Genomic DNA, 23,904 nt, shown 5'->3' on the forward strand with positions numbered 1-23,904 from the left:
CCCCTGTGCTCGGGCCGATGCCTCGGGGCCGATGCCTCGGAACGGCGCCCGGGGCCGGTGCCCGGGGTCGATCCTATGCCGAGGGGGCGTCAACACCGTCCGGTACTGCGCGACTTCCCCGCGGCCGCCCGAGGCGGCGGGCCCGGCGAGGGCCGGGCGCGCGCCCGGTCTACGCGTCGACCAGCGGTCTGGGCGCCTCGGCCGCCGTGTCGCCGAGCACCGCCCGCAGGACCTGCTCGCGCCGACCGCGGTCGTCGGAGGCGAGCAGGGCGGCGAGGACGGCGGCGCGGGCCTGCCCGGCGCGGAGGGTGCCGGTCGGGACGGCCCCGGCGGCGACCAGGTCGACGGCCCCGCCCTGGGTGTAGATCTCGGTGACCGGGCCGGCCGGCACGCGCGTGGTGAGCGCGACGAGCACACCGCGCGCGGTGGCCTCCGCGACGGCCTCCACGAACTCCGGCGTGGCGTTGCCGGCCCCGGTGGCGACCAGCACGACCCCGCGCGCCCCGGCCTCGACCGCCGCGCGGAAGAGCAGCGGGTCGGCGTCCACGTGGTGCATGACCATGTCCACCCGCGGCGGCGCCTGCGGGAGGTCGGGCAGCGCGAGCGGCTCGGGCCGCTGCGGCTGCCGCAGCACGGTCACCTTGCCGAAGCCGACCTTGCCCACCCACTCCCCGGACGGGTCGGCGAAGGCGTCGTGGGCCACGGTCTGCGTCTTGACCGTGCCGCGGGCGGCGTGGACGCGGCCGGCGAAGGCCACGAGCACGCCGAGGCCGCGGGTGGTGGCGGCCGTGAGCAGGGCGTCGTAGAGGTTGGCGGGGCCGTCGCCGCCCGCGGTGCCCATCGGCAGCTGCGCGCCGGTGAAGACGACGGTGCGCGGGTCGTCGTGGTGGAGGTCGACGAGGAAGGCCGACTCCTCCAGGGTGTCGGTGCCGTGGGTGACGACGACGCCGTCGACGCCGGGGTCGGCGAGCACCTCGTGCACGGTGCGCAGCAGGGTCAGCTGGTGGGCGGTGGTCAGCCGGGGACTGTTGACGCTGAACAGGTCGACCACCTCGACGGTGACGCCCTCGGGGAGCGGAGCGGTGGCCATGACCTCGCGCCCGTCGGCGTCGGCGGCGAAACCGGAACCCTGCCAGCGGCTGGCTATCGTGCCGCCGGTACTGATGACGACGATCCGTCCCACGGCCCGCCCTTCCCCTCGAATCGAATGCGTGTACGCGCTTTTACGGCAAACAGCAATCATAGGAAGACCGGGCCGCAATCGGATTGCGTTCTCGGGCGCCGTGAGCCCGAACGGTGGCGGATAATTGCGCCATGGACGCCATCGACCGAGCAATCTTGCGCGAGCTCCAGAAGGACGGCCGGCTGAGCAACCAGGAGCTCGCCGCCCGCGTCGGACTCACCCCCTCCCCCTGCATGCGGCGGGTGCGGCAGCTGGAGCAGGACGGGGTGATCCAGGGCTACCGCGCGGTGATCGATCCCGAGGCGGTGGGCCGCGGCTTCGAGGTGCTGGTGTCGGTGGAGGTCCGGCGGGACCGGGAGGCGGTCGAGGCGTTCGAGGCGGCGCTGCAGGACATCCCGGACGTGGTCGAGGCGTACCGCCTGTTCGGCAGCCCCGGCTGCCTGCTGCGGATCGCGGTGGCGGACCTGCGGGCGTACGAGCGGCTGTGGATCGAGCAGCTGACGGCGCTCTCGGGGGTGACGGAGGTCAACTCGCAGATCATCATGAAGCGCGTCAAGGAGCCGACGGGCCTGCCGGTGGACCGCTGAACGGGCGTCGGCCACCGGTGGCGGCTCGGGTGCGCCGCGCGCCGCCGCTGCGCGGGGAGCGGGGCCGGGGTGTATCCAGGAGTCATGAACCTCGGGCGCACCGAACCGCGCACGGCCCTGCTGGCGGTTCCGTTCGGGCTGATCGCCCTGGTGACGGTGGTCGACATCCTGGCGCCCCCCGAGGTGCACCTCGGCCCGTTCCTGGCGGTCGCCCCGGCCGTCACCGCCTCGTTCGCCGGTCCCCGCACGACGGCCGTGGTGGGCGCCGTGGCGGTGGTGGCGCAGGCCGTGGTGGCGGCGACCCGCACCACCCTCACGGACCTCAACCACACCCTCCAGCTCACCGCGCTGGTCATGGTCTCGGTCTTCGTGACGGTCTTCGCCCACCTCCGCGAGGTGCACGAGGAGCAGCTCAGCCGGCTCCGGTCGGTGGCCGAGGCCGCCCAGCAGGTGGTGCTCCGCCCCCTGCGGGACCGGATGGGCCCGCTCCACCTCGCCTCGGTCTACCTCGCGGCGGAGGCCGAGGCGCAGATCGGCGGCGACCTGTACGCCGCCGCCCGGACGGCGCACGGTACCCGGCTGATCATCGGCGACGTCCGCGGCAAGGGGCTGGAGGCGGTCGGCGACGCCGCGCTCGTCCTCGGCGCCTTCCGCGCGGCCGCCCACCAGGAGGCCGACCTGCCGGGGCTGGTGACGTACCTGGAGCGCGCCGTCGAGCCGGATCCGGACGGCGCGGAGGACGGCGGCTCGGGCCCGGGCGGCTCGGGCCCGGGCGGCTCGGGCCCGGGCGGCTCGGCCGCCCCCGCCCCCGCCTCCGTCGGGGAGAGCTTCACCACGGCGGCGGTCCTGGACATCCCCGACGACGAGATGACCCTCCAGGTGATCAGCTGCGGCCATCCGCCGCCGCTGCTGATGCGGGACGGGCGGGTGATCCCCCTCCAGGTGGACCATCCGGCCCCGCCCCTGGGGCTGTCGGAGTTCGGCGCGACCGGCCTGGCGGCCCAGACGTTCCCCTTCGAGCCGGGCGACCTGGTGCTGCTGTACACGGACGGCGTGATCGAGGCCCGCGACCGCGCCGGCGCCTTCTACCCCCTCCCGGACCGCCTCAGGGCCTGGCCCACCCACGACCCCCACGCCCTGCTGCGCACCCTCTGCCGGGACCTCCTGGCCCACACCCCGTCGGGCCGCCTGCTGGACGACGCCGCCGTCGTCGCCATCACCCGCCTCACGCCCGACGGCGGGGCGCACTGAGGGGGCGCGCCGAGCGGGACGCACCGAGCGGGACACACTGTGCGGCAGGCAGCGAGCGGCAGGCACTGAGCGGCAGGCACTGCGGCAGGCGCCGAGCGGGGCCCTCATCAACGATCCTTTACGGCCGAGGAATTGATCGTTGACTCCCGGCGCGCGGTACGCCACCATCAAGGGGCGCTGGCCCGGATGCCCGAGGCCGGGCCGGAGACCGCACGGGGGTGGGTCTCCCGCCCGGGCCGGGCCGGACGCGTCAGCGATCGAAGATTGGCCGCAAACGATCGTTGGGACGGGAGAGGATGCGGACTACGCTGTCCGCACGAACCGCCCTGTTCCCCTGCGCCCTTGGAGTGCTTGGTGGGCCCCACCCCGTCCCTGCCGGACACGCTCAAGCGCCTCGAAGCGCTCGTCCAGGAGCGGAACCTGCGGCGATCGGAGCTGCTGGACCCCCAGGAGCTGGCAGCCAGGACCGCGCTGCCCGAGGACACCGTCCGCCTCCTGCTGCGAGGCGGCGAAGCTCCCCCCGACACGGTCAACGACCGGGTCCGCGCCCGTATCCGCTCGCTCGCCGACGCCTACCTCGCGCGCACCGGCGTACGCATGTCCGAGCTGGCCAACCGGATCTCCCGGCAGTTGGGCGTCTCCGCGTTCTGGGCCCGGCAGGTGTGCACCGGCGAGAAGGTCCCCAGCGTCGAACTCCTGCACGGGCTCGTGGAGTTCTTCGGGGTCGAGGGAGGGGAGGCGTTCTTCACCGTCCCCTCCGCCGAGGCCCTCCACCGCGCGCTGCTGCCGGTCCTGGCCTCGCTGCAGCCCGGGCAGGACGGGCCCGACCCCGGCCCCGATCCGCTGGCAGCGGTACTGTCGGGGCACGGCGACGTCCGCGGCGTGGCGCTGCGACGGGCGCGCGACCTGCCGGAGGAGCGCTGGCACGTCCTCAGTGCGACCTTGAACGCCCTGCTGGAGCTCGACGAGCGCGAGGGAGACGCATGAGGACCGGGCCGAGGGCCATGCGGAAGCTCAGCGCCCGCATCGTCCGCAACCTCCCCCCGCCGTCCGGCGACGACCAGCTCGTCCCCGCGATCGGCCAGGTCCTCGGCCGGCTGAGAGGACGGCCGGTCCGGCTGCGGAAGGCCGCCTTCCCGCCCTCCACCGCCAGTGGGCTCTGGGTCGACCGCGCCAGCCACGACCTGATCGTCTACGAGGAGAACACCAACCCCGAGCACCAGCTCGTGATCATCGGCCACGAGGCGTGGCACATGTTCCAGGGCCACGGCCACCACGGCCCCGGCGCGGGCCCGGGCACCGCCTCGGGATCCGGCGCGGGGTCCGGCCACGGTGCGGGGTCGGGCCCCGGTGCGGGATCCGGCCCCGTCCCCGGCCGCTCCGCCTCCCGTTCCGCCGGCCACCTCGCGGCGGACACCCGGGCGGCGGACGCCCTGGCGCAGTTCGTCGCCTTCGTCTCCGACCTCGACGGCAGCGAACTGCCGCCCGCCGAGCGGACGGACATCGCGATCCACCTCGCCTCCCGCGCCGACACCCCCGAGGCCCGCGAGGAGATCGAGGCCGAGCGCTTCGGCATCCGGTTCGCCACCGACGTGCGGGCGGCGCTGGAAGGCGTCGGCCGGCCCTCCGACCCGCAGCACGTGGCCGGACGCATCCAGCGCTCCATGGCCCACCGCTTCCCGCGGCCCTGACGGTCCGCCGTAACCCCGGCCGGTCGGCACCCGTCCCGGTCCCACTGGTCCCACCGGCTCCGTCGGCTCCGTCGGCTCCGTCCGCCCCGGCGGTCCCGGCAGTCCCGGCGGTCCCGGCGGTCCCGGCAGTTCAGATGCCCCCTCGGTTCCGTCACTTCCGTGCGGTTCCGTTCGGTTCCACCCCACCTAGAGGAGAAGCAGCACGTTGCCGTCCGGAACCAGCAGTCTCAGCTTCTACCTCTGCGGGATCATGCTCCTGCTCGTCTGCGCCCTGAAGATCCCCGCGCTGCTCCGCCGCCGGAGGGACGGCCTGCTCCGCGCGGCCTGCCTGCTCCTCTTCGTCGCGGGCTGGCTGATGATCTTCGCCGCCCCGGACTCCATCGTCGCGCTCAACCGGCTCACCGGCACGCCCAACTTCGCCGCCCCGGTGGTGTACGCGACGATGATCGCTTTCGCCGGGGCCAGCCTGCTGCTCATCATCAACTGGCGCCCCGGGGCGCCGGAGCAGACCCGGCGGCTCTCGCGCGTGTGCCTGATCGCCTACGGCCTGGCCGTCGTCGCGGTCGTCGGACTGTTCTGGGCCGGGGACGCCCCCGTGGAGCAGGTGACGCTCTTCGACGCGTACTACGCGAACACCCCCTTCATCCGCGAGATGATCGTCACCTACCTGGTCGCCCAGGCCGTGGCGATGGTCGCCGCGAGCGTGCTGTGCTGGCGGTGGTCCCGGGAGGTCCGCGGCTCGCTGCGGGCCGGGCTGCGCATCCTCGCCCCCGCGTACCTGATCAACGTCTGCTACGACGCCATGCGCCTGGTGGCGGTGGCCGCCCGCTGGACCGGCCACGACCTGGACTTCCTCGTGGACGAGGTCTCCCCGCTGCTCGCCAGTCCCACCGCGGTCCTCGGCGCCGTCGGGTTCCTGGTGCCGCTCGCGGGTCCCCGCGTGACCCGGACGGTACGCGCCGTGCGCCAACTGCGGCTGCTGCGACCGCTGTGGCTGGCCCTCAGGCAGGTGCCCACCCCCAGCGCGATCCGCAGCTCCCTGCCCTGGTGGCGGACCCCGCCCACCGTGCTCCTCACCGGGCGGAGGACGGCCCTGTACGACGCCGTGCTCGCGCTCGCCCCCTACTGCGACCCCGCGGTCCGCGAGGCGGCGCACCGCGCGGCCCTGCGCGACGGCCAGGACGAGGCCCGCGCGGCGGTCACCGCCGACGCCGTCATGATCCTCGTCGCCCGCGATCGGCAGCGCACGGGACCGGAGCGGCTGGACCACGGCGCCCAGGCCTCGGCCGTACGCGGGCAGGACCTGATTCCCCTTTCCTTGGCGGTCGCCTCGGTGACCGGCCCCGACCTCCGCGCGTACGCGGCGTACGCGGATCCCGCACCCGGGCCCGCGCCCGGACCGGCCACCGGACCCGCACCCGGACCCGCACCCGCACCCGCACCCGCACCCGCGCAGACAGCAGAAAGCAGCCCGTCATGAGAGAAGCCACGAGCTGGGCACCCCGGCACGTCGTCGTCGTCGGGGGCAGCATCGCCGGCATGCTCGCGGCGGCCGCCGTCAAGGACCACGTCGCCTCGGTCGAGGTCGTCGAGGCGCACGAACTGCCCGAAGGGCCACTGCCGCGTACGGGAGTTCCGCAGGCGGCGCACATCCACTGGCTGCAGGCCGGCGGAGCGGAGGCGATCGACGCGCTGCTGCCGGGCACCGTCGACCGCCTGACGTCGGCGGGCGCCCACCGCGTCCCCGTGACCACCGACATGGTCATCCACTCCCCCGAGGGCTGGTACCGCCGCTGGGAGCACGCCACCCACTTCGTGATCACCGCCAGCCGCGACCTGACCGACTCCGTGGTCCGCGCGAGGGTCCTGTCCGACCCCCGGGTCCGCCTGCGCAGCCGGTGCAGGGCCGTCGGCCTGACCGGCGACGCCCGCACCGTCACGGGGCTCAGGGTCGAGCAGGCCGACGGCACGGTCCGCGAACTGCCCGCCGACCTGGTCGTCGACGCCTCCGGCCGCTCCTCCCGGCTGCCCGAGTGGCTCGCGCACCTGGGCGTCACCGGCCTCGCCGAGGACCACATCGACTCCGGCCTGGCCTACGCCAGCCGGCTCTACCGCGCCCCGGTCCCCAACCGCGGCTGGCCGGTCGTGGGAGTGCAGGCCGATCCGCGGCTTCCTGGGCCCGCCGGCGCCGGGGGCATCCTGCCGATCGAGGGCGACCGCTGGCACGTCAGCCTGATGGGCGGTCCGGGCGGCCGGCCCACCCGCGACCCGGAGGACTTCGAGCCGTTCGCCCGCGCCCTGCGCCACCCCGTCCTGGCCGACCTCCTGCGCCACGCCGAACCCCTCACCGAGGTCAGCGTCACCCACAGCACGGCCAACCGCCGCCACTACTACGAACGCCTGCGCTCCTGGCCGGAGGGCCTGGTGGCGCTCGGCGACTCGGTCGCCACCTTCAACCCGGTCTACGCCCAAGGCATGTCGGTGGCGGCCCTGGGCGCCGTAGCCCTGCGCGACGCGCTGGCGACCCGCCCGTCCCCGGGCCTGGCCCGGCGCGCCCAACGCGCGATCGCCCGCCCCGTCGACACCGCCTGGACCCTGGCGGTCGGCCAGGACATCCACTTCCCCTCGACCCGCGGCAAACACCCGACCGTGGCCGACCGCCTCCTGCACCGCTACGTCAGCCGCCTCTCCCGCACGGCCACGGGCTCCTTCCACGCGGCCACGGCCCTGACGAACGTCCTGTCCCTCCAGTCCCACCCCACCTCCCTGGTCACCCCCCGCACCCTCCTGACGGCCCTCAGAGGCCCCACCCGCCCCCCACTCACCCACCCACCCCTCACCCCGACGGAACAGGCCCTGCTCGACGGGCCGGCGAGGACCGGCCGAGGCGGATCATGATCAACGCTCTGTCCTAGAATGGCGGCACCATCTCAGCGGCCCGCCGGGCTTCCGCTCCACCTCCGTGGACCTCGAAGGACATGCCCCCACCCGCGCGAGCTACTTCGTGCTGCCTGGGGGCATTTTCTTGCTGTTCCGTGAGTCCGCGGCCTCGCTGGCCGACCGCACCCACCTCGAAGGACGGCTGGCAGAGCTCCTCACCGAGAACTTCCTGCACAAGCACCGCCACCGGCCGCAACCGTCGGAGGTGCGCTCCTGGGAGCGCAGCGTCCCCGCGCTCACCAATGCGCTGGTGGAGGCGGGGCTCGGCGAGGTCGAGATGCTGCTGGAGTACGGACTGCCCCTGACCAGCAAGCGCGCGGACGTGATACTCGCCGGAGTGCACCCGGCGACCGGCGAGCCGTCGTACGTGGTCGTGGAGCTCAAGCAGTGGAGCAACGCGTACCCGGAGGAGGACGATCCGCTGCGGTGCCGTATCGACACCTACCCCGGTCCGGTTCTCAACCCGATCGAGCAGGTGCGGGGCTACTGCGAGTACCTGGTCGCTTTCAACGGGGCTCTGGAGCAGCACCCTGAGTGGCTCGCCGGGGTGGCGTACCTGCACAACGCCACGGAGTTCGGCGTCGCGGGGCTGCGCGACGTACCGGAGGACGAACGCGGTCGCCTGTTCACCGGTGAGCAGCGGGGCGCGTTCCTGGCCTACCTTCGCTCGAGGCTGGCCCCGCGGCCCGGTGCCGAGGCGGCCGACATCCTGCTGCAGGGGAAGGTGCGCCCGTCCAAGCAGCTGATGGCGGTCGCCGCCGAAGAGGTGCGCAGCCGCGAGCAGTTCGTCCTGCTGGACGAGCAGCGGCTCGCCTACGAGACGGTGATGTCGGCCGTCAGGAAGGCTCGGCGCTCCCACCACAAGCAGGTGATCGTCGTCGCGGGCGGACCGGGCTCCGGCAAGAGCGTGATCGCCCTGTCCCTGCTCGGTGACCTGTACCGGCGTGGAGTCCCGGCACTCCACGCCACCGGATCGCAGTCGTTCACCAAGACAATGCGCAAGGTCGCGGGCGCTCGCAAGCCGGAGGTCCAACGGCTGTTCCGCTACTTCAACAGCTTCATGGAGGCCGAGCCCAACGATCTCGACGTGCTCGTCTGCGACGAGGCGCACCGGCTGCGCAAGACCTCCGCCAACCGGTACACCAAGGCCGAGCTGCGCACGGGCCGGGCCCAGGTGGCAGAGCTGATCGACGCCGCCCGGGTGCCCGTGTTCCTCCTCGACCAGCATCAGGTGGTGCGTCCCGGGGAGATGGGCACCGTGCGGGAGATCCAGGACGCCGCCGCCGAGCAGGGACTGGAGTGCACGGTGGTGGAGCTGGACAGCCAGTTCCGCTGCGGGGGCAGCGACGCGTACCTGCGCTGGGTGACGGGCCTGCTGGGTCTGGAGGGTGACGGTCCCGGCGTCTGGGAGCCGGACGGCAAGGTGGAACTGCTGACGGCGGACAGCCCGCAGGAGCTCGAGGACTTCCTGACCGCCCGGCGCGCCCAGGGTTACGGGGCGCGCATGTCCGCGGGGTACTGCTGGAAGTGGACGACGAAGATCACACCGGACATGAGCACGCTTCCGGCGGACGTCGTCATCGGCGACTGGGCCCGGCCGTGGAACCTGTACGGGGACCGCTCCTTCCTGGGCGCACCGCCCGCCCCGCTCTGGGCGACCGATCCCGCGGGCTTCGGCCAGGTCGGTTGCGTCTACACCGCGCAGGGCTTCGAGTACGACTGGTCCGGTGTGATCATGGGCCCGGACCTCGTCTGGCGGAACGACCGCTGGATCGTGGACCGGCTGGCCTCCAAGGATCCCTCGTTCACCAGGTCGACCCCGGACGACGACGTCGACCGGCTGGTCCGCAACACCTACAAGGTGCTGCTGACCCGGGGCATGGTGGGCACGATCATCTACTCGACGGACCCCGAGACCCGGGAGAAGCTCCGCTCCCTGGTACCGGCAACGCCCTGACTGTGCTGCCGAGTTAACATTGTCGCGCTGCGCACCTTCCCGGAGGGTACGAGGCGCGGGTTCATGGGTTGCCCCAACGGGCGGCGAGATCGGACTGGTTGTGCCCGTCGAGTGGCGACACACGACGTGAGCGTGGACACCCGGTAGGGCGTCCCCCTGCCATTCCGCATCTCACCCTCTGGAGTGGCCATGGCCTCGGTCGAGTACAAGTCTGCGCGTCGTGAGCGGATCCGCGAGATCCTGATCGACATCGCTGCGGGAGTCGTCTCCAACCTTCTGGTGGCGGCCCTGGTGGCGATTGCGAGCCTGCTCTTCTGACGCAGGCAGGTGGCGGGCCCGGTGAGCCCGCCACCCCCGGCTCCTTCGGCGTTCCCGTCAGAACAGCCGCAGCTCCGCCTGCTTCGCGCCCCTGTGCTTGCGCTTCTTGCCCCGGCCGCCTCTGCCGGGGCGGGGCAGATGCGCCCTGCGGGCCTCCGGGGGGAGGTTTTCCCAGGTGGGGCGCAGGTCGTGGATCTCGACCTCGCCCACGAGTTCCTTGAGGTACGCCCTGGTCTCCGCGTCGGTGGAGTAGAGCACCGTTGCGCGGCTGGCCCTGGTCATCAGCACGTGGTACGCGTGACGGATGAGCCGCGCGAACTCCTCGTCGTCGACGCTGCCCGGTCGCACCTTGGGGTCGAAGGACCCGGGCCGGTCGACCCTCTTGATCTTGGAACCCGCCTCCGTGCGTTCCTTGCCCCGGCGAAAGACCCACTCGTCACCCCGGCGCACCATGTCCTCGCCCATGATCACACCGCACCAGTCCCACTCCAGGCCTTGCGCCGTGTACACGCAGCCGATCTGCCCGAGGCCTTTGGCGTCCACCGACCAGGTCTTGGACGGCGGGGCCTGGCCTCCCTCGCAGGAGCTGTCGCTGTCCGCGTTCCAGGGCCGGTGCCAGTCGCCGATACGGACGTCCGGCTCCAGCCGCCTCTCCTTGCCCAGGGGTTTGGTCCAGGGCCAGCAGTAGCCCGCGACCATGCGCCCGGAAGCCCCGGCCAGTACCTCGGTGCGGATGATCCGCTCGAGTTCCTCGGGCGTGTCCACCACTTCCACGTGCATGAGTCCGTCCGGCCTCCACTGCTCCACCGGCTCGTCCGCCACTCCCAGCACCGCGCGTACCCAGCGGATGTACGCGTCGCTGCCGCCGCAGCGGAACTGCTCCCGGAGGTTGCTGGGGACGAGTACGGCGTCGTGCCTCTTGGCGGCGTCCTCGATGAGGGCGACGGTACCGACCTCGTTGGGCCGGACCGACTGCCCCTCGTCCAGGAAGAAGACGGTGAGGCGGGAAGCCGCGAGCAGCTCGTCCACCTGCGGACCCGTGCCCCAGTCCTCCGGCTTCCAGAACCGGTTGGTGGACCGGTCCCGAAGGCGGTGGGCCTCGTCGCAGATCAGGACGTCCAGCGGCGGGTCCGGCGGCGTGACGAAGTTGCTGAAGTAGGTGAAGGACTCCCTGAACTCGCGGTCGCCGTAACCGACGTGCTCCTGAAGGGCCCCGTTGAAGGCCCGGCTGCCGCTGGCGTACTTGACCGTCCGCCCTTGCGCCTCCAGCTCGGCCTTGATCTGGAGGCCGATCGCACTCTTGCCGGTGCCGGCCCCGCCGGTCACCACGAAGACCACGCGGCGTTCGTCCGGGACGAGGGCGGGACGCTCCGGATCCGGCAGGACCTTGGCCGCGGTACTCAGGATCTGATCGGCGACCTCCTTCTGCCTTCCTCGGAGGGTGAAGACGGTGTCCTCGCCCCGCGACGCGATCATGGCGTCCAGCAGGGGCGTGTTGCGCAGGCCCATCCCCTGCAGCAGTTTCTCGGCCTCGGACGCGGCGCCGTCCTCCGCGAAGTGCTTGCGCAGATCGGAGAGCAACTGGTCGCGCCGGTCTCCCGTGTACACGCGTGCGTAGGCACCCGTCGGCGCCCCCACGTCGATCAGGGGGCGCACGGAGTCCTCCGTGGCATTGTGCAGGTAGGCGAAGCCGCCGCACGCGAACTCCAGGCGCCCGAACGGGCCGCGCTCACCCGTGAACGCCTGGTAGTACTCGCGGAGCTGCAGGGCCGGATGCCTCTTCTCCCCCATTCCCGGCACGTGAACCAGCTCGGCGGCGGCCTGTTCCACCCTGGTCACCATCGACCAGCGCTTCAACTCCACCAACTGCACGGACGGCCCGCTCCCGGACGGGTGCCTGCCCACGAGGAGGACGTCGATCAGCCGGGGGTCACCGGGACGGTCGCTCTCGTCGATCGTCGCGGCACACTCGACGATCATCTCCACGTTCCCGCGCCCTGCCGCGACGAGGTCGCCGGCGAGGCTGACCAGGCTCTCCGCCCAGGCGGAGCGCTCCGACAGCGAAGCGTCGGCACCGCGGAAGTGCCGCCACCGGGCGGCGAGGTGCGGCACCATGCGGCGACGGGCGTTCAGGGTGAGCAGATCCTTCGCCGACAACTTCAGCAAGAGCATGGACACGAGGTGGTTCCCCCAGGGCACGAGTGACTCGCGCGGGTGGGGGCATGTCCTGGTCGGAAGCCCGTCGGGCCGCAATCGGTTCCGGTGATCCTAAAGAACGGCCGCCCCACCGGAGAACGGCGTCAGGCAGGATCTGGCCGGTTTTCGACCTGCACTCGGAAGGGGGCCGTGAGGAGGAAGCCGATCCGGCGCCCCCGCACTTCGGTGAGCTCGCGTTCCCCGCAGGCCGCCAGGCCGGTGTCGCCGAGCATGACCTGCCCACGGTCGTCCCCGGCCGGGCTCGACCGGCCGCGCAGTGCAGCAGGGTGGTCTTCCCGGAGCCCGAGGGGCCCGTCACCGCCGCCGGCGCGCGCTGCGGGAAGGCCGCGGTCACCTCGTGGCGCACGGGGACGGGGCCGGCGGCGCTCGGGTGGCTCTTGGACACGGCGGAGAGATGGACGGCGGGCATCCGGAGGTCGGTCGCCTGAGGCCTGTCGCCCGAGGGCGGTCAGCAACGGCATGTCCGCCGTTCGGCCAGGTCAGGAGCGTGGGCGCAGTGGTCTGCGCCGAGTAGGCGGGAGAGGGTTCTCCTTGCTGCCCGGAGTTAGAGTCCAGGGACGGAGCCCGTCCGACGACCGCGGGTCCGGGCGGCGGCCGGGCGGCGGCCGGGCGCCGCCGCACCGCCGAACCCCTGGAGGAACCCCGCGATGAACGTCGCCGTGTGGGCGGCCGTACGGCGGCGTCCCGTCCGTTTCCTGCTCTCCCCCTGGCCGCTGCGCGCCTGGGCCTTCCTGCTCAGCGGCACGGTGCTGGGCGCGCTGCTGTTCGCCGTGCTGTCCGTGCTGCTCTTCGCGGGGATCGGCCTGTCGGTGCTGGGGATCGGGCTGGTGGTGCTGGCCGGGGTCGCGGTGACCGGCGTACCCGTCGCGGCCCTGGAGCGGCGCCGGCTCCGGCTGGTGGAACCCGTCCCTCTGGTCGACCCGCACGGTTCGCTGCCGGGGACCGGGGCCCTGCCGTGGCTGCGGACCCGGCTCAAGGAGCGCGCCACCTGGCGGGAGCTGGCGTACACGCTGCTGCTCGCCGTGGTGTTCACGGCGTTCGGGATCGGTTTCACCGCCCTGCTGGCCATGTCCGCGATCCTGCTCGTGACGCCGGTCATCGTCTGGGCCATCGCGCCGGACACGGTGATGCTCGTCCCCGGGCAGCCGATCTCGGAACCCGTCGCCGCGCTGCCCGGCACCCTGGCGGGCCTGGTGGGGCTGGTGCTCGCCGCGTACGCGGGCGCGCTGCTGGCCGGGGCCCAGGTCCGGGCCGCCCAGGTCCTGCTCTCCGCCCGCGAGGAGGACCTCGGCAGCCGGGTCATCGAACTCACGCGCTCCCGGGCCCGGTTGGTGGACGCCTTCGAGGCGGAGCGGCGGCGCATCGAACGCGATCTGCACGACGGCGCCCAACAGCAGCTGGTGGCACTGACCATGACGCTGGGTCTGGCCGAACTGGAGCTGCGAGGCCAGGACTCCCCCGCGCTGCCGCTGATCGCGCGGGCCCGCGGGGAGGCCAAGCAGGCGCTGGAGCAGCTGCGCAGCCTGGTCCGCGGCATCCATCCCCAGGTGCTCACCGACCACGGTCTGGCCGCGGCGGTCAGCGAACTCGCCCTGCGCAACCCGATCCCGGTGACCGTCGACATCGAACTCCCCCGCCGACTGCCCGCCTCGGTGGAGAACATGGCGTACTTCACCGTCACGGAGGCGCTCGCCAACGCGTCCAAGTACAGCGGCGCCGACGAGGTCGTGGTGCACGGCCGACTGGAGGGCGAGCAGCTCGTCCTGGTCGTGAGCGACGACGGCCGGGGCGGGGCCGATCCGACCGTCGGGTCCGGTTTGCAAGGATTGGCCGACCGCGTAGCGATTCTGAAGGGCAGGCTCATCGTGATCAGTCCCGTCGGCGGACCGACCCAGCTGCGGGTGGAGGTGCCGTGCTCCGCGTAGTGCTCGCCGAGGACGCCGTGCTGCTGCGCGCCGGCCTGGTGGAACTGCTCTCCCGGGTCGGTCACGAGGTGGTGGCCGCCGTCGGCGACGCCGGTGAACTGGCCCGCGCCGTGGACGCGGACCGCCCCGACGTGGTCATCACGGACGTGCGGATGCCGCCCGGCTTCCGCGACGAGGGGCTGCGGGCCGCCCTGGAACTGCGGTCCCGGCATCCCGGGCTGCCGGTCCTGGTGCTCTCCCAGTACGTCGCCACGGCCTACGCCAACCAGCTCTTCGCCGGCGGCTCCGCCGAGGGCGGCGGCCTGGGCTACCTGCTCAAGGACCGGGTCGGGGAGGTCTCGGAGTTCCTGGACGCGCTGGACCGGGTGGCCGGCGGGCAGACGGTCATCGACCCGGAGGTGATCCGGGTGCTGCTCCAGGCCGCCGACAAGCCGCTGCTGCGGCTCACCCCGCGCGAGCGGGAGGTGCTCGCGCTGATGGCGGAGGGCCTCAACAACCAGTCCATCGCGCGGAGGTTGACGGTCACCGAGGCATCCGTGGTCAAGCACGCCGGCAACATCTTCATGAAGCTGGACCTCGACCCGGCCGAGGGCAACCGCCGGGTGCTGGCGGTACTGGCACACCTGCGGGGGGAGCAGGCGTAGCGCACGGGCGCCGGCCCGGTGCGGGCGGGGTCCGGGGGTCGGGCGGGGCACCGCCCCGGGGGAATGGGGCGGTGCGGTGCAGTGCGGTCCCGCCCCGGCGTCCGTCACCTCCAATCGGCGCCGAGGCCCCGGCCGGATTCCGAGGTCCGGGCCGCCGGCTGCCGGCCGGCGTCGGACAGGGGCAGGTCAGGGTCCAGGAGGGCGCCCAGGCGCTCGGCCGATCCCTCCCAGGACCAGTGGCGCTCCACCCAGCGGCGGCCGGCCTCGCCGCGCACGCTCCCCGCCCCCTCCGAGGCCAGGGTGGCGGTCAGGGCCTCGGCCACCGCGGCGGGGGAACGCCCGTCGACGACGGTGCCGGTGACGCCCTCCAGGACCGTGTCCGGAGCTCCGCCCGAGTCGCCGGCGACCACCGGGAGGCCGCTGGCCGCCGCCTCCAGGAACACGATCCCCAGGCCCTCCGCCTCCAGCCCCGCCTTGCGGGTCCGGCACGGCATGGCGAACACGTCGGCGGCCGCGTAGTACGGGGCGGTCGCGGCGTGGTCGAGCCCACCGGTGAACACCACCCGGCCGGGGGCGTACCGGGAGGCGAGGCGGCGCAGCCGGGCCGCGTCCGGCCCCTGTCCGACGATCACCAGGACCGCGTCCGGCGTACTGCGCAGGACCGCCGGCATCGCCTTGATCAAGACGTCCTGCCCCTTGCGGCGCACCAGCCGGGACACGCAGAGGATCACCCGGCGACCGGTCAGCCGGTGCCGCTCGCGTACTCGGCGGGCCGCCTCCGAGCCGCCCTCGGCGGGCCGGAAGGCCGCCGCGTCGACACCCGGCACCAGCTGCTCCAGCCGGGCCCGCGGGCCGAGGGCGGGCGCGATCCGGGTCCGGGTGTACTCGCCCAGGTACGTGACGACGTCGACGTGGTCGCCGATCCGGCGCAGCAGCCGGGCGGCCCCCGGCGTGCGCGCCCACCAGATCTCGTGCCCGTGGGTGGTGGCCACCATGCGGCGGATCCCGCCGCGCCGCAGGTCCGGGGCCATGGCGGCGAGGGGGGCCGCGGCCCCGAACCACACCCGGTCGGCGCCGTGTTCCCGCGCGATGTCCAGGGCCCGGCGGGTGACGCGGCCGGTGGGCAGCAGCATCCGCGCCCGGTCGCGTACGACGGGGAAGGGCAAGGTGGCGTCGTACTCCGCCGCGCCGGGCTCGTCGGAGGTGTACACCACGACGTCGTCGCCGGGCATCCGGGTGGCCATGGCGTGTACGAACGTCTCGATGCCGCCCTGGCGGGGCGGGAAGTCGTTGGTGACGATCAGGGTGGTCATGCGGCGGGTCCTCCGTCGTGGCCGGCGGTGCGGCGGGGGTGGCGGTGCGGTGCTGCGGCACAGGTAGTCGTCGGCGTTCCGGGGTGATCCGGTCGCCCTCCGCCCAGTGGTCGCCCCGCGGGCCGTGGGCGCGGTGGCCGTGGCCGGCGGGGCGCTCCAGCACCTCCTCCTCCTCCTCCGAACGGGCGCCGTACGTGCACGTGCCCAGGTGGCGGTCCTGGGCCTCCAGCAGCAGGGCGGGGCGGTGGCGCGCCGAACTCGCCGTGCCCCGCCGCGCAGCACGGCGAGTTCGGCGCCCTCGACGTCGGCCTTGACGAAGCCGATGGAGGCTCCTCCGGTCGCTTCGGCGAACTGGTCCAAGCTGCGCACCGGCACCGGCACCGGCAGCGGTCCGGCCGAGCGGCCGGGCGGGCGGGCGGGCTGTGCGGAACTCCTCGTCGGGGCCGGGGCCGCGGGCCCCGCCGGTCAGGTACGCGCGGCCGTCTGCGGGTAGGCCGCGGCGGCGCGGCAGGCTCAGGGCGCCCCGTCCGGGCCGGGCGCCCAGCGCCGTCCGGTGGACGGTGATCCGGGCGGAGCCGCCGAGCAGCCCGACGGTGGTGCGCAGCCAGCGGGCGGGGCCGGGCAGCGGTTCCACGCTTGGATGTGCCCGGCGGGCCCGGTCAGATCGGCCAGGACCCAGGTGCAGAGCCCGTACTCGGCGCAGCGGACCCCGCCGCAGCGCCCGCCTCCGGGGCGGCCCGTCACCGGACATCACCGGCGGGCACGGGCAGCGCCGGGACCGCGGACGGCGCGTCCGGCCGCTGCGGGGCGGGGCGGCCCCGGGCGCCGGCCCGTACCAGCCGGGGCCACACCACCAGCAGGACGGGCAGGGCGAGGTAGCCGAAGCGCCCGGCGGGGGCGAGCAGGAAGGCGAGGGAGAGGCCGAGGGCCAGCCGGTCGGCGGCCGCGAGCAGGTCCCGGGGCGGCCGTACGACGAGCGAGACCGCCACCGCGAGCCCGCCGGCGAGGAGCATCCCCACCGCCGCGTACCAGCCCACGGGGCCCAGCTCGGCGAGCAGCCGACCGGGCAGCGGGCTGCTCGCCGGAGTGCTGAACTCCCCGCGCCCGGTGGGGAACGCGAGCACCTGCTCGGCCATGGCCCGCGGGGACAGCAGCACACCGGGCAGCACGGCCAGGGCCGTACCGGCGAACGCGACCAGGCCGCAGCGGACGGCCGCCCGGAGCCCGTCCCGGTGGGCGAGCAGGGCCACGGCGACGGGCACAGCCGGCCACGCGGTCCACTTCAGGGAGCACGCCGCGGCCAGCACCAGCCCGGCCGCCACCGGCCGGTGCCGGGCACCGAGCACGAGGCCGAGGCAGAGCAGCCCGGCGAGCGGCAGGTCCACCCCACTCACGGCGAGCGGCAGCGCAACCACCGGCGAGGCGACCAGCGCACCCAACCCGATCCGGTACGGCACCCACCCGGCATCGGCGGACGCCACCTGAGGCGAAGTCACATCAGGGACAGCGCCCCCGAATGCGGGGCGTGACGCCACCCGGAAGGCCCGGCGGCCGGCCCACAGGCAGCCCAACAGCACCGCGGCACACCACAACCGGGCGTCGCCGAGCACCCGTACGACCGGGTCGTCCGCCCCCAGCAGGGCCCGGGGCATCCCGAGCAGCGCCATGCCGGGGAGGTACGGCGTGACCTCGACGACCGAACGGGGCTCGTCGAGATAGGGCGTGGCCCGCTCCACCATGAGCCGGCCGGCGCGCTCGATGACCTCGACCTCGCTCTGCGCGTGCCCGCTGACCACCAGGTACGCCAGCGGCACGACGACCGCCCCGGCCAGCGCCGCACCCACGGCGACGGCCCGGGTCCGCTCCCGGTCCGGCCCCAGCCCGACGACCGCGGCCGCCACCAGGTACCCGACCGCGGCGCAACTGCCCCAGACCCGGTGGGTGTCCAGGGCCGACACGACCGGAAACCCCGCCGCCCACCCGGCGGCGACGACCCAGCCGGCCACCCACAACGGCCGCCGGCACCCGGCGAGACGAGCCACTACCCCATGAATCAACACCCGGCCATTCCACCGAGGGACACCCCCGCCGGTCATGACGTCCAGGTCGAGACCTGATGGTGGGGTTTACCCGACCATGCTGTCCCTGGGCACACGTCAGGCCGAGAGCATCACGCGTTCAAACACCTTCCGGGGAGCCGCCTTTGCTGCGTCCCTCGCAGTGGCGGGTGAACTGCACGCAGGGGGTGCGTATGATTCCTGAATGAGTGACACTCCCGCCGTCGACATCCGATCCGCACGTGAGGCACGGGGATGGGACCAGGCAGAACTGGCCCGCATGCTCGGTGTCGGTCAGCAAACCGTAAGCCGGTGGGAGCGCGGCCAGACCTCGCCCAGAGGAGAGCTGCTGGATCGACTCCGCGCGACTCTGGGCCTTGACGGCGCTGTCACGCCTCCACGCCGTCCGCTCCTGGACGAGCTGCCCTTCAATCGTCTCGACGCCTATCAGTTCGAGGCGTTCTGCGATGCGTTCCTGAGCCGCCTGTACTCCGACGCCCAGGAAGTCGCGCGCTACGGGGTCAGCGGTGACACTCAGCACGGAATCGACATCCGCGTGGTCACAGCCGACGGGGAGCGCATCGGCATCCAGTGCAAGAAGTACGAGAAGTTCCGCCCCGCCTCGTTCGCGAAGGCCGTGGCGGAACTCGATCGGGCGCGCGCCCGGGTCGACCGATGTGTCCTCTTCCTGTCCACAAGGGCCAGCGCGGCGGTGCTGGAAGCCTGCGACAAGCTGGATGAGTGGACGATCTGGGACTCGCGGACCCTGTCCCGTGAGGTGGACAAGCTTCCCCGCCATCAGGCATTGACCCTGGTGGACCGCTTCTTCCCGGACATGCGGGAAGAGTTCCTGGGAGTACGCGCCCCCAGCATCTGGCAGACGGCAGAAGAGGCGTTCCCTGCCTCGCTGCCCAGTCCTGTCTACTCCCATGGATTCCGGTTGGTCGGCCGGACCGCGACGCTGGACGAGATGACCGCCTTTGCAGCGGGCGACGACGAGCCGCGAATCGCTGTGCTGACGGGTGCGGCCGGACAGGGAAAGAGCCGGCTGCTGTGCGAGCTCGCACGCACCTGGGAGCGCACACCTGGAGCGACCACTTGGGTGCTGCCGCCCGGCCCTTGCGCTCTGGACGAGTTCGATCACCTACCGAGAGACGGACGACTGCTCGTGCTCATCGAGGACGCGCACGAACGATCGGACGACCTCGCCATGGTGGTAACCGGCATCCTCCGGGCACGGCCTCATGCTCGTACGGTGATCGCGACCCGCCCGTACGGCAGGCTTGTGGTTCAGCAGGCCCTGCGCGCCGCCAAGACGGACGAGAACCAGGTTTCCCGATGGGATCTGTCCTCGCTCCGTCACGAAGACGCGTACGCGTTGGCCTCGGAGATCCTTGGCGGAGGGAATGAACACGCCGCGCGCGTCGTGGCACACGTGGCAGCCGACTCGCCGCTGCTCCTGGTGAACGCTGCGATCGCGGTGCAGCGGGGCGATCTCGAAGTAAGCGCTTTGCAGAGCCATGCCGACGTTCACCGCTTGCTGATCGACGTGTTCGCACAGTCCGCTCTCTCGCAGTCCCCGCAGCCCGATGACGACCGGGCTCTGCTGCATGCCGTGGCAGCTCTCCAACCGGTTGCCACCGACGTTCCTCACTTCCAGAACGCGCTGTCCTCCATCCTGGAACTGCCCTTCACCCGCATCAATCCTCGACTTCGGACACTTGAAGGCACCGGGATCCTGGTCCGACGTGGGGCCTCCGTACGGATTTCACCCGACCTGCTCGGGGACGTCCTCCTGGCCGAAGCGGCAGTGCACCCGCACAGTGGCTCTCCCACGGGATACCTGCAACTCGTCCGGGATCGCGCTGACGGTGACGCGCTGGCAAACGCTCTGGTCAATGCCGGTCGCGTTGACTGGCAGGCGCACAGCCGGAGTTCCCTCCACAAAGGGGTGGTTGACCCCCTGTGGGCAGCAATGGAAGCCGAGTTCAAGGAGGGCGGCGCGGACACCCGCATGGCGCTTCTCCCTCTCCTTCGGAAGATCGCACCCTTTCAGCCGGAACGCGTTTTCCGCCTGACGCGGTGGGCACTGGACCACCCCGCGACCGGGGACGAACTTCCGAGTCAGGACCGCTGGATGTCCGAAGCCTGCGGACAGGCCGGCATCCTCCGCGAGACACCGCGCGTACTGGAAGCCGTGGCCGTCGACCTCGACCATCTGCGCAGCGTGTACGACCTCCTGTGGTCCCTGGGTCGCAACGACGAACGGCCGCTGAATCAGAACCCGGACGCACCGCTGCGCATTCTTCTCGACCTGGCCTCGTACGGGCCGGGAAAGCCCGTGCAGTACCAGGAGATTCTGCTCGACGCCCTGTCGGAGTGGCTGGAGGAGACTGTGCCGGGTCCCACGAACCGTATGCCGCTCGCGCTGCTCGATCCGCTGTTCTCCGACACGGCAGAGGGACGGACGCGGGAGGGATGGACTCTCACTTTCCATCGCTACCCGGTACGTGCGGAGGTCGTGGAACCGATCAGGGACCGTGCGGCAGGTATCCTGCTCGACCAGTATGTGTCGGGGAACGAAGGGCGCGCGGTTGCGGCTGCTAGGACCTTCCGGGAGGTTCTCCGTCATCAGACCGAGGACTTCGCCCAGTACAACGCCGAGTTTCTCCGGGTGCTGGGCGCCCGGACGGCAGCTCTGCGGCCGGGACCGCTGGTGTCCCTCGCGGTGCGACGCTCGCTGAGCTGGGTCCTCAGGCACGGTCCGACCTCGATCAGCGAAGCTGCGCAAACGGTCGTCGACTCGTTGCCTGACGAGGCCGGGCACCGGCTGGCGCTCCTCCTGCACACAGGTACGTACGACGAGACCCTCGTACCGCGCACTGCCGACACGGAAAGCCTCGAAAGTGTCCAGGGCTACTGGGCCACACTGCGCCGCGCCACCCTGGCCGAGCTGATGAGGCAGCCGACCGACCAGGTGGCCTCACTGTTCGTGTCTCTGGTCGAAAAGGGACACAGGGTGCTCGCCCACCACTCGGAGGGTGTCCGAACGGTGCTCGATGAAGCCCTGTCAGAATCGCCGGATCTTGTTCCCGCGCTCCTCGACCGGCTCGCCCACGCGGAGGAGGGAGCTGTCCAGGTCATGCTGCCCACAGTGCTGCACGCGTCCTTCGGACTGGATGTACCCCGCGCGGTGGAGACCTGCCGTCGGCTTGTCGCCGACGGCAGCGCCGCGGAGGTCTTGGCCGCCACTCAAGCCCTCCAGAACGTCATCCATGAGACGTCCGTACAGGAAGCCGGCGCACTTGATCTCGCCCGTGCTCTGGCCGACCATCCCGCTCCCACGGTGCGCGCCGGCGTCCTGGCCATGGCCGTGTCCCTGCTGCGTACGTCGAGGGAACTCGCCCTGGAGCTGCTCACTTCCGTACCTTTCGGCGATACGGGTGCAGTGCCGTATCGGCTTTGGTGGGCGTTCACCATGGAGAGACTCCTGTCGTGGCAGGACCTCACCAGTGCCCAGCGTGTGTTCTTCATCGATCAGTTGGCCGCCCTCCCCACGCTGAGCGATCACACGGTGCAGCAGTTCATCGCCCACCTTGTCCAAGCCGACGCCGAAGCCGCGGTCGGACTCCTGCGCTCGCGGATCGAGCGTTGGGAGGAGGCCCCTACCGATGAGCGCTTCGACCCCCTTCCGTTCGAATGGAGTGTTGCGCTCCCCTTCTCTGACAGCGCCGCCCGACCGGACCTGCTGCGATCGGTACAGGGCTGGCTGGCACAGCCGCGCGACAACTCCTGGCGTCGCGAGTTTCACGCCCCACAGCTCTTCTGGACAGTTGCAGGCCCGGCGGACGAGGTGGTCCTCAGCCTCCTTCTTGAGCCCTATCAGGAAGGCAACATCGATCTCGCCCACGCCGCTGCCCCGCTGCTGAGCAGACTTCCCGAGAACGTCGTGTGGGATCGGGTGGACTTCGTGAGCACGCTGTTGAAGACAGCTTCCCGCCTGTCGGAAGACCTGCTGCACCGCACCGGTGGGAGACTCTACTCAGCGCTGTTCTCGGGTGTCCGCTGGCGGGAGCTCGGGAAGCCGTACCAGGAAGACGTCGACATCAGCGACCGCGCCCGGCACATCCGCGCCGGACTTCCGCGGGGTTCTGCCGTCGACCTTTTCTACAAGGCGCTGCAGGAGAGCGCTCAGCACAACATCGATCGCGCGATCGCCGAAGACCTCGACGAGTTGTGAACATCTGTCGCCGACACCTGTGATACGTCCGGACCCGTTGGGTGCCAGGTCTCGTACCTGGGGGTCCCTGCACCGTCAGAAGGAGCGGCGACGAACCGTCGGCACCCAGGCACGCCATGGTCAGACAGGCCCCCGCTTCACCTGTTGGACGAGCAGGAACAGGTGAAGCGGCACGGCCACCATGTCACCCCGCCTCAGAACCCCTTCTCCACCGGCTCCAGAATCGCCACGCACTCCACATGATGAGTCATAGGAAACAGGTCGAAGACCCGCAACGTGCGCACCCGGTAGCCGTGGTCGCGGAAGTAGGCCAGGTCGCGGGCCAGGGCCGCCGGGTCGCAGGCGACGTACGCGATGCGGCGCGCGTGGAGGGAGGCCAGGTGGCGGACCGTCTGCTTGCCGGCGCCGGCGCGCGGGGGGTCCAGGACGATCAGGTCGCACTCCGTGATGCGGGTGCGCGGCAGGACCTGCTCGACCTTGCCCTGTTCGATGCGGACGCGCGGGAAGTCCGCCAGGTTGTGGCGGGCGTCCTCGACGGCGCGCTTGCCCGCCTCGATGCCGAGGACCGCGCCGGTCTCGCCGAGGCGTTCGGCCAGGGCGCCCGCGAAGATGCCGACGCCGCAGTAGAGGTCGAGGGCCATCTCGCCCTTGCGCGGCATCAGGCCCTGCATGACGGCCTTGACCAGGGTGTCGGCGGCCTGGGGGTGGACCTGCCAGAAGCCGCCCATGCCGACGCGGTACGTGCGGCCGTCGGAGCGTTCGCGGACGAACGGGCGGCCGTGGACCCGGTGGACCCCGCCGTCCTTCTCCTCCACGCGCAGGACCGAGACCGGCTTGTCCAGCTCCACCAGGGGCAGTCGGCCGCCCGGGACGGGGGTCAGGACGACCTGGCGGTCGTTCGAGCCGGTCGCGGCGATGGCCTCGACCGAGGCCATGGCCGGCCATTCCCGCTTCTCGATGCCCAGCTCCGTGACGCCCGGCGCCGCGATCATGCAGTGGTCGATCGGCTGGACGTCGTGCGAGCGGTGCTTGCGCAGGCCGGCGCGGCCCTGCTCGTCGATCGCGTACTGGACGCGGGTGCGCCACTGCGGTACCTGGCCGGCGGGCAGCTTGTCGCCCTCGGCGGGCACGACCGTGCCGTCCCAGCCGGCCTGCTCCGGGGTGAGGCCGGCGAGGCGGCTGAGCTGCTCGGCGACGACCTCGCCCTTCAGGCGGCGCTGCGCGCCGGGCTTGGCGTGCTGCCAGTCGCAGCCGCCGCACATGCCGGGGCCGGCGTACGGGCACGGGGCCTCGACCCGGTCCTTGGAGGCGTCCAGGACGCGTACGGCGTCGGCCCGCAGGAAGCGGGAGTCGGTGTCGCCCTCGGTGACCTTGGCGACGACCTTCTCGCCCGGCAGGGCGTGGCGTACGAACAGGACCCGGCCGTCGGCGTTGCGGGCGATGCAGTGGCCGCCGTGGGCCACCGGGCCGACCTCGACCTCGTACTCCTGCCCCACCAGCGAACCGGCCTGCGCCGTGCTCTCCCCACCGACCGGTGATGCGTTCTTGTTCTGCGGGGTCATGGTGGGGAGCACTCCAATG

16 protein-coding genes and 1 pseudogene are annotated in these 23,904 nt (G+C 72.4%); 11 read left to right on the forward strand and 6 right to left on the reverse strand.

All coding sequences use genetic code 11. From position 1 onward, the window contains the following. Positions 1-169: 169 nt before the first annotated feature. Positions 170-1,183 carry an asparaginase gene (locus tag LG632_RS10055; RefSeq protein WP_226726563.1) on the reverse strand — a complete coding sequence of 338 codons (1,014 nt, stop codon included), beginning with the start codon at positions 1,181-1,183 and terminating at the stop codon, positions 170-172. 131 nt (positions 1,184-1,314) lie between these two features. Here LG632_RS10055 and LG632_RS10060 point away from each other — a divergent pair, with 131 nt between their 5' ends. The 8 genes from LG632_RS10060 to LG632_RS10095 all read left to right on the forward strand — a co-directional run bounded on the left by LG632_RS10060 (position 1,315) and on the right by LG632_RS10095 (position 9,927). Continuing rightward, the gene (locus tag LG632_RS10060; RefSeq protein ID WP_226726564.1) at positions 1,315-1,770 is read left to right on the forward strand and encodes an Lrp/AsnC family transcriptional regulator; all 456 of its coding nucleotides are present in this window, start codon (positions 1,315-1,317) and stop codon (positions 1,768-1,770) included. A gap of 84 nt (positions 1,771-1,854) precedes the next feature. Then, positions 1,855-3,021 carry a PP2C family protein-serine/threonine phosphatase gene (locus LG632_RS10065; protein WP_226726565.1) on the forward strand — a complete coding sequence of 389 codons (1,167 nt, stop codon included), beginning with the start codon at positions 1,855-1,857 and terminating at the stop codon, positions 3,019-3,021. A gap of 354 nt (positions 3,022-3,375) precedes the next feature. After that, the gene (locus tag LG632_RS10070) at positions 3,376-4,008 is read left to right on the forward strand and encodes a hypothetical protein (RefSeq protein ID WP_226726566.1); all 633 of its coding nucleotides are present in this window, start codon (positions 3,376-3,378) and stop codon (positions 4,006-4,008) included. Between the two features lie 17 nt (positions 4,009-4,025). Next, complete coding sequence (locus LG632_RS10075) at positions 4,026-4,712, forward strand: hypothetical protein (RefSeq protein WP_226726567.1); 687 nt, start codon at positions 4,026-4,028, stop codon at positions 4,710-4,712. A gap of 205 nt (positions 4,713-4,917) precedes the next feature. After that, complete coding sequence (locus LG632_RS10080) at positions 4,918-6,192, forward strand: MAB_1171c family putative transporter (RefSeq protein ID WP_226726568.1); 1,275 nt, start codon at positions 4,918-4,920, stop codon at positions 6,190-6,192. Beyond that, positions 6,189-7,610 carry an FAD-dependent oxidoreductase gene (locus LG632_RS10085; protein WP_226726569.1) on the forward strand — a complete coding sequence of 474 codons (1,422 nt, stop codon included), beginning with the start codon at positions 6,189-6,191 and terminating at the stop codon, positions 7,608-7,610. The genes LG632_RS10080 and LG632_RS10085 overlap by 4 nt, the downstream gene beginning before the upstream one ends. Before the next feature lie 127 nt (positions 7,611-7,737). Continuing rightward, positions 7,738-9,609, forward strand: a complete 1,872-nt coding sequence (locus LG632_RS10090; protein WP_226726570.1) for a DUF2075 domain-containing protein — start codon at positions 7,738-7,740, stop codon at positions 9,607-9,609. Positions 9,610-9,798: 189 nt separating this feature from the next. After that, the gene (locus LG632_RS10095) at positions 9,799-9,927 is read left to right on the forward strand and encodes a DUF6408 family protein (protein ID WP_226726571.1); all 129 of its coding nucleotides are present in this window, start codon (positions 9,799-9,801) and stop codon (positions 9,925-9,927) included. Between the two features lie 57 nt (positions 9,928-9,984). Here the strand turns inward: LG632_RS10095 and LG632_RS10100 are convergent, their stop codons facing one another. Continuing rightward, a complete protein-coding gene (locus LG632_RS10100) occupies positions 9,985-12,099 on the reverse strand; it encodes a DUF2075 domain-containing protein (RefSeq protein ID WP_226726594.1) in 2,115 nt (704 codons plus the stop codon). Positions 12,100-12,791: 692 nt separating this feature from the next. On the opposite strand from LG632_RS10100, the gene LG632_RS10105 reads away from it, so the two are divergent. Both LG632_RS10105 and LG632_RS10110 read left to right on the forward strand, forming a co-directional pair. Then, a complete protein-coding gene (locus LG632_RS10105) occupies positions 12,792-14,069 on the forward strand; it encodes a sensor histidine kinase (protein WP_226726572.1) in 1,278 nt (425 codons plus the stop codon). Further along, positions 14,057-14,713, forward strand: coding sequence for a response regulator (locus LG632_RS10110; RefSeq protein WP_226726573.1), 657 nt, complete (start codon positions 14,057-14,059; stop codon positions 14,711-14,713). The genes LG632_RS10105 and LG632_RS10110 overlap by 13 nt, the downstream gene beginning before the upstream one ends. A gap of 104 nt (positions 14,714-14,817) precedes the next feature. Here the strand turns inward: LG632_RS10110 and LG632_RS10115 are convergent, their stop codons facing one another. From LG632_RS10115 to LG632_RS10125, 3 genes and pseudogenes are all read right to left on the reverse strand, one after another. Continuing rightward, a complete protein-coding gene (locus LG632_RS10115; RefSeq protein WP_226726595.1) occupies positions 14,818-16,026 on the reverse strand; it encodes a glycosyltransferase family 4 protein in 1,209 nt (402 codons plus the stop codon). A gap of 309 nt (positions 16,027-16,335) precedes the next feature. After that, positions 16,336-16,407 (reverse strand): annotated as a pseudogene (locus tag LG632_RS30195) (hypothetical protein); the annotation flags it as partial. Positions 16,408-16,766: 359 nt separating this feature from the next. Further along, a complete protein-coding gene (locus LG632_RS10125) occupies positions 16,767-17,984 on the reverse strand; it encodes a glycosyltransferase 87 family protein (RefSeq protein ID WP_226726574.1) in 1,218 nt (405 codons plus the stop codon). Between the two features lie 304 nt (positions 17,985-18,288). Between LG632_RS10125 and LG632_RS30200 the strand changes: the two genes are divergently transcribed. Beyond that, positions 18,289-22,323 carry a helix-turn-helix domain-containing protein gene (locus LG632_RS30200; RefSeq protein WP_264201620.1) on the forward strand — a complete coding sequence of 1,345 codons (4,035 nt, stop codon included), beginning with the start codon at positions 18,289-18,291 and terminating at the stop codon, positions 22,321-22,323. Between the two features lie 194 nt (positions 22,324-22,517). Here the strand turns inward: LG632_RS30200 and LG632_RS10140 are convergent, their stop codons facing one another. Continuing rightward, a complete protein-coding gene (locus LG632_RS10140; RefSeq protein ID WP_226726575.1) occupies positions 22,518-23,885 on the reverse strand; it encodes a class I SAM-dependent RNA methyltransferase in 1,368 nt (455 codons plus the stop codon). Positions 23,886-23,904 lie beyond the last annotated feature (19 nt).

It is taken from the genome of Streptomyces antimicrobicus (assembly GCF_020532625.1).
GTDB classification, from domain to species: Bacteria; Actinomycetota; Actinomycetes; order Streptomycetales; family Streptomycetaceae; genus Streptomyces; species Streptomyces antimicrobicus.